Here is a 13,173-nt window from a genome sequence, read left to right on the forward strand (position 1 = left end):
CAGCGGAAAATATCCATACACTTACTGACTTCAGAAATCAGTGAGAAGGGAATGACTACGCAAACTTTAAAATAAAATAAATATAAAATATGAACACTTTAACAGGTACGAAAGAGTTTTTTACAGGTATCGACAAGATTAAATTTGAAGGAAAGGAAAGCAGAAACCCAATGGCATTCCGCTATTATGATGCTGAAAAAATTGTCATGGGAAAGCCTATGAAAGACTGGACGCGCTTTGCAATGGCATGGTGGCATACCTTATGTGCAAACGGAAGCGATCCATTCGGAGGACCTACGATTCATCATCCTTGGGATATCGGAAATGACGCCGTTACAAGAGCGATGCACAAGATGGATGCCGGTTTTGAATTTATGTCTAAAATGGGCTTCAATTACTACTGTTTCCACGACATCGACTTGGTAGATCCGGCAGATAACTGGAAAGATTATGAAAAAAATCTTCAGACAGTTGTAGAGTATGCCAAACAAAAGCAGGCTGAAACAGGAATTAAACTTTTATGGGGAACAGCAAACGTTTTCACTCATGAAAGATACATGAACGGTGCATCTACAAACCCGAATTTTGACGTTCTTGCCTGCGCAGGAACTCAGGTAAAAAACTCCATCGATGCGACAATTGCTTTAGGTGGTGAAAACTATGTATTCTGGGGTGGAAGAGAAGGATATATGAGCCTTCTGAACACTGACATGAAGCGTGAAAAAGATCATTTGGCACGTTTTCTTTCAATATCCAGAGATTATGCACGTCAGCAAGGATTTAAAGGAACTTTCCTGATCGAGCCTAAGCCAATGGAGCCTACAAAACATCAGTACGACTACGATTCTGAAACGGTAATCGGCTTCCTGAGACATTACGGATTAGATAAAGATTTTAAATTAAATATCGAAGTAAACCACGCTACATTGGCAGGTCATACTTTTGAGCACGAACTTCAGGTTGCTGTTGATGCAGGACTTTTAGGAAGCATTGATGCCAACAGAGGAGATTATCAGAATGGTTGGGATACAGACCAATTCCCGGTGGACTACCTTGAGATGGTTCAGGCTTGGCTTGTACTTCTTCCAGCAGGAGGTTTAGGAAATGGAGGAGTAAATTTTGATGCTAAAATCAGAAGAAATTCTATTGATCCTGAAGATTTATTCATTTCTCACATTTCGGGAATGGATGTATTTGCAAAAGGACTTCTGGCAGCAGCTGATATCCTCGAAAATTCAGATTATAAAAAATTAAGAACAGATCGCTACGCTTCTTTTGACAACGGAAACGGGAAGGCATTCGAAGAAGGAAATCTTTCATTGGAAGATCTTCAGAGAATAGCACATGAAATCGGGGAACCTCAGCCAAAAAGCGGCAAACAGGAATTGTTTGAAGCTATTGTGAATATGTATATCTAACAAAAAAAATGAAAAGGCTGCTAACACTAAGGATTTTCAGAATTATAATTATTAATGGCCTTTTTATTCAACCCTAATATTTAAAAATAATAATTATGAACCGATTTTATTTAGCTAAAACCAATAAGGCGGCCTTGTTTTTTGCCATGGCCTTATTACCTTCCGGCTTGGCGTATTCCCAGGTTAAGAAAGATACGGCGACCAAAGAGAAAAAGATAGAGGAAGTAGTCATGATCGGATACGGTACTCAAAGAAAAGAAGCCGTAACAGGATCTGTTGCTACCGTAAAAGGTGATGCACTTCGTGAGGTACCTTCAGCCAACATTACACAGGCTTTGCAAGGTAGAACTGCAGGTGTAGATATTTCCCAGACTTCTACAAAACCGGGTGCAGCCATGCAGATCCGAATCAGAGGTACAAGATCATTAACAGGTGATAACAATCCGCTAATCGTTCTTGACGGTATTCCGTTTGTGGGATCCCTGAGTGACATTAGTTCGAGCGATATAAAAAGTATTGATATCCTTAAAGATGCTTCTGCAACAGCCATTTACGGTTCAAGAGGGGCAAACGGAGTTATTCTTGTTACAACAAACAGGGGAACAAAAGGACAAAAGCCGAGATTTAGCTATAACTCATTTACAGGAGTTCAAACGCTATTCTCTAAATATCCTATGATGGACGGGCCAAAGTTTGATAAATTACGTAAAGATGCTGGTCTTTATGTTAATGGTGAAGACGAAAAATCTGGCACTAATACAGATTGGCAGGATCTTTATTATAAACCTGCTATGATGACAAGTCAGGATGTAGGAGTTTCCGGAGGTACTGAAGGTGGCAACTATAATGCCGGATTATCTTATTACAGACAGAACGCTTTAGTTCCTCTTCAAAGTTACGAAAGGTTTTCTTTACGTATAGGCTTAGACCAGCAGGTTGGAAAAAATTTCAAGTTCGGTTTCACTACTAATACCAATTATACTGTATCTCGAGGAAATGGCGTTGCTTCGGCACCTACATTGGGCTATTCTCCATTGGCAAGTCCATATGATCAAAACGGTAATTTAAAGAGAACAATGAAAACTGCTTCTGATCAAGATCAGACATGGATATACACAAGGCAGACTCTTGAAAATCTAGGAGATAAGTATGTCGATGAAAGTAAAGACTTTGCGTCATATAACAATCTATATGGAGAAATTACTTTGCCATTAAAAGGATTAAAATATAGATTGAATGCGGGTTTAGATTACCGCACATCCAACAGTGGAAATTATGTTGGAGTTGGTGTATTCAATTATAATGCTGCAGCACCGTCTTCAGCAGGTAAGGGGAATAATCAGACCTATCACTGGGTATTGGAAAACCTATTAACTTATGATAGAACCTTTGGAAAACATAAGGTTAATGCAGTAGGTTTATATTCTGCGGAACAGAATAGATATATAAGCTCATATATGAGCGCGAGAAATGTTCCAGGAGATTTTTTCCAATATTACAATCTTGGTCAGTCTCCACAAGCAGATATTTCTGTAAGACCTGAAGATCAGGTATACCAGCAATGGGGATTAATGTCTTATATGGGAAGGGTTATGTATACTTATGATAATAAATATATGATGACAGCTACTCTTCGTGCAGACGGTTCTTCAAGATTGGCGCCTGGAAATAAGTGGCATACTTATCCGGCATTATCATTAGGTTGGAATGTAACCAATGAGTCGTTTATGCAAAATCTTAAATTCATGAACCTTTTAAAACTAAGAGCAGGCTGGGGGCAAACGTCTAATCAGGCAGTTTCACCATATTCTACATTAGGGTCATTAACTGTGGTTCCGTATAATTTCGGAAATACAAATTCTACTGGTGTTTATGTAAGTCTTGCACCAAATGCAAATCTTGGATGGGAGTATTCTAAAACGCAAAACTACGGTGTGGATTTTGGATTTTTTAATAATAGACTAACCGGGACGGTAGAATATTATAGAACAAAAACTGAAGGACTACTACAATCTGTCTCTTTACCACCATCAGGAGGTCTTCCTACTCAGACTGCAAACGTTGGATCTACTGAAAACAAAGGATGGGAATTCTCTCTTAATGGCAGTATAATTAGTAATCCAGACGGTTTTTCGTGGGATGCTGGTGTTAACTTGTATACCAATAGAAATCAAATATTGTCTTTAGCTTCCGGCAGAGACAGAGATGAAACGAATTTGTGGTTTGTGGGACACAATATTAATTCACTATATGACTATCAAAATATAGGTTTATGGCAGCAGGGTGATCCTTATTTAAATATTCTGGAACCACAACAAGGTGCTGCTGTAGGTATGATAAAAGTACTTTATACGGGTGGATATAATGCAGATGGTACGCCAGTAAGGGCTATTGGAGCTGCAGATAGACAGATTATTGATACAGCCCCTGATTGGCAAGGTGGATTTAATATGCGTTTTGCTTATAAAAACTTCGAGTTAAGTACTGTAGGTGCATTCCAGCACGGAGGTGTATTAATTAGTACACTTTATGGCTCAGCTAGTTATCTGAACCGATTAACAGGAAGAGGAAATAACGTTGATGTGGACTACTGGACTGAAGAAAATCCTAATGTGAGATATCCAAAGCCAGGTGGTTTGAGAGAAGGCGATAATCCTAAATATGCTTCAACATTAGCTCTTTTTGATGGGTCATATCTGAAGTTACGTACAATAACTTTAGGCTATAATCTAGATAAAGAATATCTTAAAGATTTTAATATCACAGGATTGAGAATTTATTTTACGGTAACAAATCCATTGGTTTTATTTTCTCCATATCATAAGGAATCAGGAATGGATCCTGAACCAAACTCACTGGGTGATCAAAACCAGGCTGTAAGCGGATATCGTCAAAGGCAATTGGTTATAGGAACTAATAACCCTTCTACACGTAATTACTTAATGGGTCTTAATCTAACTTTTTAAAATTATTAGTCATGATAAAATTTAATAAAAGAATAATCATAAGTGCTTTTTTCTTATCTCTTACCCTGACAGGTTGTAGTGAGATTCTGGATGAGCAACCAAGATCAAACTATACAGTAGACTTTTTTAATACTGAAGACGGAATAAAACAGGGTGTAACTGCATTATACAGACACTTAAGAACATTATACGGAAACGGTTATTTTATGAGTAACTGTCAGAATGGAACGGATGAAACAACGTGGGCACAGAGTGCTGATGGAAATTTCAAAGATCTTGATATGACAGGTAATGTAGGGAGCCTTAATCCAAATACATTTCCACCAAGCATGGTCTGGGGGTCTGTATTTCCATATATCAATACGGCCAATGGAATCATTGAAAAAGGACCAAGCTTTAACATAGCAGAATCTTTAGTTTCTGAAGCGAGATTTTTTAGAGCATTTGATTACTTCTTGTTAGTACAAACATACGGTGGAGTTCCTTTGGATTTGGGATCCGGTGAGCTGGCATTTAATACTTCTGCAGTTACCACTTCAAAAAGAAATACGGTTCCTGAAGTATACACAAAAGCTATCTTCCCTGATTTATTAAAAGCTATTGATAATCTTCCCGCTTCGCCACGCGTAACTGGTGGTGTCACTAAAAATGTAGCAAGATTATTTTTAGCAAAAGCATATTTAACTTATGGTTGGTGGTTGGAAAATCCAAATAATATTCCAACTTATCCGGAGACACCAAGGACTGATCCTAATGGTCATAACGCCCAATGGTACTATCAACAGGCTTATGACATCTCGCTAACAGGTATTAATAATCCTGGTCCTTACAGCTTACAACCAACTTACTATGATGTTAACGCGGGACAATTTGACCGTAATAGTGAATGTATGTTATACGCAGACCATACTTCATCAAGCACATATTATAATGAAGGTGATCCTGCAGGATATGGATCAGGTTGGTCACCGGATAACTTTGCAGCATGGATGCAAACATGGAATTATCCTAATATTAAGAGTAGCAATTCTGCAACTACATGGACTCCCGTAAGTCCTGTGCAACGTGCTGCTACACAATCCTTAGGGAGACCTTGGGTGCGTATGGCACCAACAATTGGTGTCATTAAAAATACTTTTGCTGATAAAACGAACGATTCTCGTTATGACGGAACATTTGTAAGTACGTACAGAGGCAACTGGGATAAGGCAGGTTTAGGAAATATCACATTATATAATGCCAATAATTTACCAGTTCAACCAGGAGGTGCTATTCTTTCATTCTTAAATGATGATTCGCAGACACCTTCTTATCCAAAATCTACTGATGCCACATATAATAATGGTCAAGGTCTAAGTGGTGTAGGTGCAGGAACATTACCAGGTCGTGCTGATTGGGTAATTTCACCTAATGGAATTAGCAGAATGGTATATCCGGGATTATGGAAAATCGGAACATATAGTACATTAGATCCAACAGGATTAGGCTATCCAAATGCAGGTTTGACTCGTCCTTTCAATGTTGCTAAATTTTCTGAATTCTATTTTATTGCTGCAGAAGCAGCAGTTAAAGGAGCATCAGGTACGATGACAGCAAGAGATTTAATAAATGTTATTCGTGCAAGAGCAGGAAAATGGAAATTCAGTAATGCTCAGAATACAACATATATTGCTGATAATAGTGCTGCCATGATTGCAGCAACTCCATCTACTATTACTATTGATTATATTCTTGCAGAGAGATCAAGAGAATATTATGGTGAATTCTATAGATGGTATGATCTAATCCGAACACAAAAATGGGGAGAATATGCTGCTACTTATCAGATTGGTGGTGTGAATTACGGAGATCACACACCGCAGACATTTACTCGTAATATTCAAAAATTCCACTATTTGAGACCTATTCCTCAGGGGCAATTAGATAATATGAGTTTAAGTGCTGAAGAAAAAGCAAAATACCAGAACCCTGGTTATTAATTGATTTTATTCTTACATTCATATTAACAGCAAAGTAGGTGTTTGTGAAAAAGCACCTGCTTTGTTTAATGAATAAAAATTTTAAAGATTATGGAAAAAACATGGCGTTGGTTTGGGAAGAATGATAAAATAAGTCTGAATACACTTCGGCAAATAGGAGTAGAAGGAATTGTTTCCGCACTGCATGATATTCCCAACGGACAAATCTGGAGTTTAGAGGCGATCAATGATTATAAAAATTATATAGAAAGTCACGGTCTTCGCTGGTCTGTCGTGGAAAGTCTTCCCGTAAGCGAAGCCATTAAATACGGAGGTGAAGACCGGGATTTTTTAATAGAAAATTATATCAAAAGTCTCGAAAACCTGGGTAGAGCAGGAGTGACAACAGTTTGCTACAACTTTATGCCAGTTTTAGATTGGGCCAGAACAGATCTCTTCCACGAATGGGAAGATGGTTCCTCATCGCTATATTTTGATAAAGCTCAATTTGCCTATTTTGAAATTCATATTTTGAAAAGACAAGGAGCAGAAGAGGATTATAATGCAGAAATTCTTCAGAAAGTAGAAGAACTGAAAAATACGCTGACTGAAGAAGAGAACAATGATTTGATTGATTCAGTCATTGTTAAAACTCAGGGGTTTGTCAACGGAAACATAAAAGAAGGAGATTTAAATCCTGTCGAAAAGTTCAATAATTTATTGGCCTTATACCATGGAATTGATAAAAACCAGCTTCGCCTTAACCTTAAATATTTCCTCGAAAAAATAATGCCGGTTTGCGAAGAATGGAATATCCAAATGTGTGTGCATCCTGATGATCCGCCGTTTGCTTTACTTGGCTTGCCAAGAATCGTTACCAATGAAGAAGATATCGACTGGTTCTTACATGCAGTGGATAATCCTCATAACGGACTTACTTTCTGTGCCGGATCTTTAAGTGCTAACCTTAACAATGATGTTCCGAAACTGGCCCAGAAATTTGCACACCGTACAAAATTCGTCCATCTTAGAAGCACCAATGTTTTTGAAAACGGTGATTTTATAGAAGCGCATCATTTGGGCGGAAGAGGAAAACTGATTGATGTTATCCGTGTATTTGAAAAGGAAAGTCCAGATTTACCAATGCGAATTGACCACGGAAGACTCTTAACCGAAGATATCGATAAAGGTTACAATCCAGGGTATTCATTTCTGGGAAGAATGCTGGCTTTAGGTCAGATTGAAGGGGTAATGGCAGCTGTCCAAAACGAAATGTCCAAAGATCTTTAGTTAAAAAAGAACCCGAAGGGTTCAATACGAGTAGCCGTAGGTGAAACCTATGGAAAATGGAAAACAATTTCCAACGAACCCGAAGGGTTCAATAATTATCAATCATCATTAATAGTATAATGAACGAAATATTCAGTATAAAAGATAAAGTGGCCGTCATCACAGGAGCTTCCGGTGTTTTGGGTGGAAGCCTGGCAAAAAGCTTCATTGAAGCCGGTGCAAAAGTAGTTGCATTAGGCAGAAATCAGCAGAAACTGGATGCTTTTGTCACGGAATTGACAGTATCAGGTGGTGACGCATTTGCCGTCGAAGCCAATGTCATGGACATCGAAAGCCTTCAATCAGCATCAAAAAAAATCATAGAAAAATACGGAAAAATAGATATTCTGTTAAATATTGCCGGAGGAAATATTCCTACAGCCACCTTATCTCCCGAACAATCATTCTTTGATATGAATATGAAAGGATGGGATGAGGTGACTGATCTCAATATCAATGGAACAGTATATCCAAGCTATGTTTTTGGAAAAGTAATGGCAGAGCAGGGAAACGGAAGTATTGTAAATATTTCTTCAATGGCAGCCTATTCGGCGATCACGAGAGTAGCGGGATATTCGGCAGCGAAAGCGGCGATTACCAATTTTACGCAATGGCTGGCTTCTGATGTAGCTTTAAAATTCGGAGATAAAATCCGGGTAAATGCCGTTGCTCCTGGATTTTTCATTGGTGATCAGAACCGTGCCATTCTCCTGAATCCTGATGGTTCTCTGACTGACAGAAGTAAAAAAGTAATTGCTAAAACGCCGATGCAGAGATTCGGGGAAGTAGAAGAGCTGAACGGAGCAGTACAGTTCCTTTGCTCAGAAGCCGCAAGTTTTATTACCGGCGCCTTACTGCCTGTTGATGGTGGTTTCAGCGCTTTTAGCGGTGTTTAATCTGAAGTTAAATTTTCTTCATATTTAGATAAACAAGATCTTAAAATAACTTAAGGTCTTGTTTTTAAAAAATTGATTTTTAAATAAAATTTTAAATCATTTAAACCAGATAATGACTTATTCTAATAAAAATAAAGAAGTTTTCGGAGAGTCGTTTTTGCTGGAGTCGGCAAAGGCAGAGAATCTCTATTTCGGATTTGCGAAAGAAATGCCGATTATTGATTATCACAATCATCTGGAGCCGGATGTCATTTCCAATAACCTGAATTTCCGTTCACCAACGGCAATTTGGCTGGATGGTGATCATTATAAATGGCGTGCGATGAGAAATTTCGGGATCGATGAGCAATTCATTTCAGGAGACGCTTCGGATATTGAAAAATTCAGAAAATGGGCTGAAGTTGTACCTTACACGCTTCGAAATCCGTTATTTCACTGGACACATCTTGAGCTTAAAAATCCTTTCGGAATCAAAGAATATCTTTCGCTCAAAAATGCAGATTCTATCTATTCTCAGATGAATGAAAGTTTGCAGACAAACGATTTTTTACCACAATCAATTATAAATAACTTTAAGGTTGAAACGCTTTGTACGACGGACGATCCTGCTGATGATCTGGCTTATCATAAAGCAATTAAGGACAGTAGTTTTGCAACATCGGTTTTACCAGCTTTTCGCCCCGATTCTTACATTAATATCATTAATACTCAGCAATATCTTGCAGGCATTAAAAAACTTGAAAAAGTCAGCGGAATTTCAATAGATTCAGTGTCTGATTTGCTTAATGCGCTTCAGTCGAGAGTTGATTATTTTGCAGAAGCCGGCGCAAAAGTAGCGGATCACGGATTTGAGTATTTCCCTGATACAACGCTTTGGAATAATAATCTTGAACACGAATTTTCAGAATTTCTGAAAGGAAATAAAACTGTATTTTCTAATCCTGAAGCTTTATGCGGGTATGTACTTAAGGAACTTTGCAAAATGTACAACGAGAAAGGCTGGATACAACAATTTCACGTTGGAGCAACAAGAAATAATAATTCAAAAATGCTTGATAAAATAGGCATTAATTCAGGCTATGATGCGATTGGAGAACAATATTTTGCTCAACGGTTGAGTGTTCTTTTAGATGAATTAAATACAGCCGGACAGCTTACCAAAACCATAATCTATAATCTTAATCCAACATTCAATGAAGTTCTCGCATCACTTGCCGGAAATTTCAATGAAGGCGGAATTAAATCAAAAGTACAGTTTGGGGCGGCTTGGTGGTTTTTAGATCAGCTTGATGGAATGAAAAAGCAAATGAACACGCTTTCCAATATTGGACTTATCAGCACTTTTGTGGGAATGCTTACCGATTCCAGAAGTCTTTTGTCATTCTCAAGACATGATTATTTCAGAAGATTGTTGTGCAATATGTTTGGCAGTGACATGGAAACAGGCTTGCTTCCCGATGACGAAGAGTGGGTAGGAAAGATCATTCAGGATATCTGTTACTACAACACCAAAAATTATTTTGAAATATAAAATTTAGGAAGATATCTAGCAAATAGACTGAGACGAAGTTAAGAACCCGGAGGGTTCAATATCAATAGCCGTAGGTGCAACCTATAGAAAAAATATAAAATTAAATAAACAGAACCCGAAAGGGTTCAACCAAAATAATGATTGATTCCAAAAAAATATTGTGTTTCGGAGAGCTATTGCTCCATTTTGCTCCAGATTCTCATGGAAACTGGCTCAATGATCAGTCTGTGAATACTTTCGTAGGCGGCGCTGAATACAATGTGGCTTCGGCTCTTGCCCAATGGAAAAATCCTGTAAAGCTTCTTTCTGCTTTACCTGAAAATTTCATTGGAAATCAGTTGGAAAGTCAGCTTCAAAATAAAGGAATTGAAGTTCTTGCAGAAAAAAATATCGGAAGAATCGGAACTTTTTACCTGTCTTCAGATGGCGATATGCAAAATGCTTCGGTAGTGTACGACCGTTTCCCCTCAGTTTTTACACAGTCGGATTTTTCACAATTTACTTTTGATGAAATATTTTCCGGGGTAAAATGGCTTCATATCAGCACCATTACACCGGCTTTAAGTGAAAATGCCTGTCAAAAATGTGTGAGTTTAATGGAAGAAGCGGCAAAAAGAAATATTATCGTTTCTCTAGATCTGAATTACCGTGCAGCACTTTGGCAGGGAAGAAATCCTTCGGAAACAATAAAAACATTAATGCCTTTTGTTAATGTATTAATGGGAAATATCTGGTCCATCCAACAATTTCTGGAGGTTCCGATAGAATATGAACTGAACGGAAATTTTGATGACGAAAATCTTTTAAAGCAAGCTGAAAAATCAGCATCAGAAATTCAGAAACAATTCCCTAATGTTGCGATAATTGCTAATACTTTCCGGTTTACAAACGGTGAAAAAGTCAATTACTATGCGACATTATTTGAGAATAATGAGCTTTTGATTTCAGAAAAATATAATTCCGAAAAAGTAGAAGAAAGAGTCGGCAGCGGAGATTCTTTTATGGCTGCGCTTATTCACGGTAAACTCAAAGGAAATTCATCGCAGAAAATATTGGAAGATGCCACAAAGGTTGCTTTTAAAAAACTTTTTGTAAAAGGTGATACCATTGATGAATCTATTAACATTGAGAAATTATGAATTCAATTATACAAACCATAAGAAACCAAAAAATCGTTCCGTTGTTCTACAACGAATCATTTGATGTTTCAAAAGATACCGTAAAAGCTTTGTACGAAGCCGGAATTCGTGCCATAGAATATACCAACCGCGGTATTCAGGCATTAGAAAATTTTACAAAGCTGAAAGAAATTTCCGCCATAGAATTTCCAGGGCTTTTACTTGGAATAGGAACGGTAAAAAATACGAAGGAAATGGATGATTATGCCCGTGCAAAAGCCGATTTCATCATCACTCCGGTGATCAGCGAAGAATTGGTAAAACATTCGGTAAGCAAAAATATTCTTTTGATTCCGGGCTGTTTCACGCCATCTGATGTTAATATTGCTTTTCAGAACGGATTAAATTTAGTTAAAATTTTTCCGGCTGATGCTCTGGGTAAAAATTATATCCGGTCCATTCAACCCGTTTTTCCGGGAATGAACTTTATGCCAACCGGCGGTGTAAACGCTGATACAGAAGATATTAACGATTGGCTAAAAGGCGGAGCGGTAGCAGTTGGCCTGGGAAGTTCATTAATAAAAAAGGATTTCACATCACAACAGCTTACAGAAAAAGTTCAGAATCTATTACAACAACTTAATCAAAACTAAATGCAGGCTCCAAAAAATGGCAATATAAGATGGTTTATGCTGTCTCTGGTATTTCTCGCAACGACGATCAATTATCTTGACCGCCAGGTAATGGGCTTGCTGAAACCTATTCTGGAAAAAGAATTTGACTGGAATGAAAAAGATTACAGTTACATCGTAATGGCATTCACTACCACTTATGCGATCGGTTATCTGGCAATGGGAAGATTTATCGACAGAGTCGGAACCAAAATCGGATATGCGGTCTCCTTGATTGTCTGGAGCTTAGCCTCTATAGGACATGGTTTTGTGAAAAGCACGTTGGGATTCATCATCGCAAGAAGCACATTGGGAATCAGTGAGGCCGGAAACTTTCCTGCCGCGATAAAATCTGTCGCCGAATGGTTTCCGAAAAAAGAAAGGGCATTGGCAACCGGAATTTTCAATTCCGGAGCTACAGTGGGTGCTATATTGGCGCCGCTTCTGGTGCCGTTTATTCTCGGACATTACGGCTGGAGAGAAACTTTTGTCTGGATTGGAGCATTGGGACTATTATGGATTATTCTTTGGTGGAAATTTTACCAGATTCCGGAAAAAACAAAAAAACTGAGTCCCGAGGAACTTCAGTATATCAAAAGCGACCAGGATGGAAAGACCGAAGAACAGTCAAAAGTTCCACTTTCTGAATTGTTAAAATATAAAATAACATGGTCTTTTGCCATAGGGAAAATCCTTACCGACCCGATCTGGTATTTCTTTATGTTCTGGCTGCCGGCTTATTTTGCAGATGTTTTTAAAATGGACTTAACCAAACCTTCTGTTCCATTGATTATCATTTATAGTGGAACAACGATTGGAAGTATAGGCGGCGGATATCTTTCTTCATTTTTAATCAAAAAAGGATGGGCAATTGGAAGAGCGAGAAGCCTTACAATGTTATTATTCGCTTTAATGGTCGTTCCGGTAATGTTCTCAAAATATGTTGATAATATGTGGTTGATAACCATTATTATAGCCTTTGCAACGGCTGCACATCAGGGTTGGGGAGCGAATCTGATGACTACGGTTGGAGATAAATTACCGAACAATTATGTAAGTTCTGTGATCGGTTTTGGAGGAATGCTTGGCTCGGCAGCGGGAATTATTTTTCCACTGTTTATCGGGATTGTTTTGGATACTTTTAAAAAAGCCGGAAACATCAACGGCGGTTACAATATCATCTTCTTCATTGCAGGAATCTCGTATGTTGCAGCGTGGGGAATTATTTGGTTGATTAACAGGAAGAAAACAGCTTAACATCAAAATAATACAGTTTGAAGTTTAAA

General features: G+C 38.1%; 9 protein-coding genes. All 9 read left to right on the plus strand.

Going from position 1 to position 13,173, the window contains the following annotated elements; genetic code table 11:
* Positions 1–89: 89 nt before the first annotated feature.
* Positions 90–1,418 (plus strand): xylose isomerase, encoded by a 1,329-nt coding sequence (gene xylA / locus AC3WV0_RS01930; protein ID WP_488843491.1) that lies wholly within the window; start codon positions 90–92, stop codon positions 1,416–1,418.
* Positions 1,419–1,513: 95 nt separating this feature from the next.
* Positions 1,514–4,384 carry a SusC/RagA family TonB-linked outer membrane protein gene (locus AC3WV0_RS01935; RefSeq protein ID WP_488843493.1) on the plus strand — a complete coding sequence of 957 codons (2,871 nt, stop codon included), beginning with the start codon at positions 1,514–1,516 and terminating at the stop codon, positions 4,382–4,384.
* An 11-nt stretch (positions 4,385–4,395) separates the two neighbouring features.
* Positions 4,396–6,363 (plus strand): RagB/SusD family nutrient uptake outer membrane protein, encoded by a 1,968-nt coding sequence (locus AC3WV0_RS01940; protein WP_488843495.1) that lies wholly within the window; start codon positions 4,396–4,398, stop codon positions 6,361–6,363.
* Between the two features lie 90 nt (positions 6,364–6,453).
* Positions 6,454–7,632: a mannonate dehydratase gene (uxuA, locus tag AC3WV0_RS01945; protein ID WP_488843497.1), complete on the plus strand. Its 1,179-nt coding sequence runs from the start codon at positions 6,454–6,456 to the stop codon at positions 7,630–7,632.
* A gap of 119 nt (positions 7,633–7,751) precedes the next feature.
* Complete coding sequence (locus AC3WV0_RS01950) at positions 7,752–8,567, plus strand: SDR family oxidoreductase (RefSeq protein ID WP_488843499.1); 816 nt, start codon at positions 7,752–7,754, stop codon at positions 8,565–8,567.
* 112 nt (positions 8,568–8,679) lie between these two features.
* Positions 8,680–10,098 (plus strand): glucuronate isomerase, encoded by a 1,419-nt coding sequence (gene uxaC, locus AC3WV0_RS01955; protein WP_488843501.1) that lies wholly within the window; start codon positions 8,680–8,682, stop codon positions 10,096–10,098.
* A 137-nt stretch (positions 10,099–10,235) separates the two neighbouring features.
* Entirely contained in the window at positions 10,236–11,237 is a 1,002-nt protein-coding gene (locus AC3WV0_RS01960) for a sugar kinase (RefSeq protein WP_488843503.1), read from the plus strand.
* Positions 11,234–11,869, plus strand: a complete 636-nt coding sequence (locus AC3WV0_RS01965) for a bifunctional 4-hydroxy-2-oxoglutarate aldolase/2-dehydro-3-deoxy-phosphogluconate aldolase (protein WP_488843505.1) — start codon at positions 11,234–11,236, stop codon at positions 11,867–11,869. Before AC3WV0_RS01960 ends, AC3WV0_RS01965 begins: the two co-directional genes overlap by 4 nt.
* A complete protein-coding gene (locus AC3WV0_RS01970) occupies positions 11,870–13,144 on the plus strand; it encodes an MFS transporter (RefSeq protein WP_488843507.1) in 1,275 nt (424 codons plus the stop codon). It begins immediately after the preceding gene.
* The last annotated feature ends 29 nt before the right edge of the window (positions 13,145–13,173 follow it).

Source organism: Chryseobacterium sp. 27AL (genome assembly GCF_057815395.1).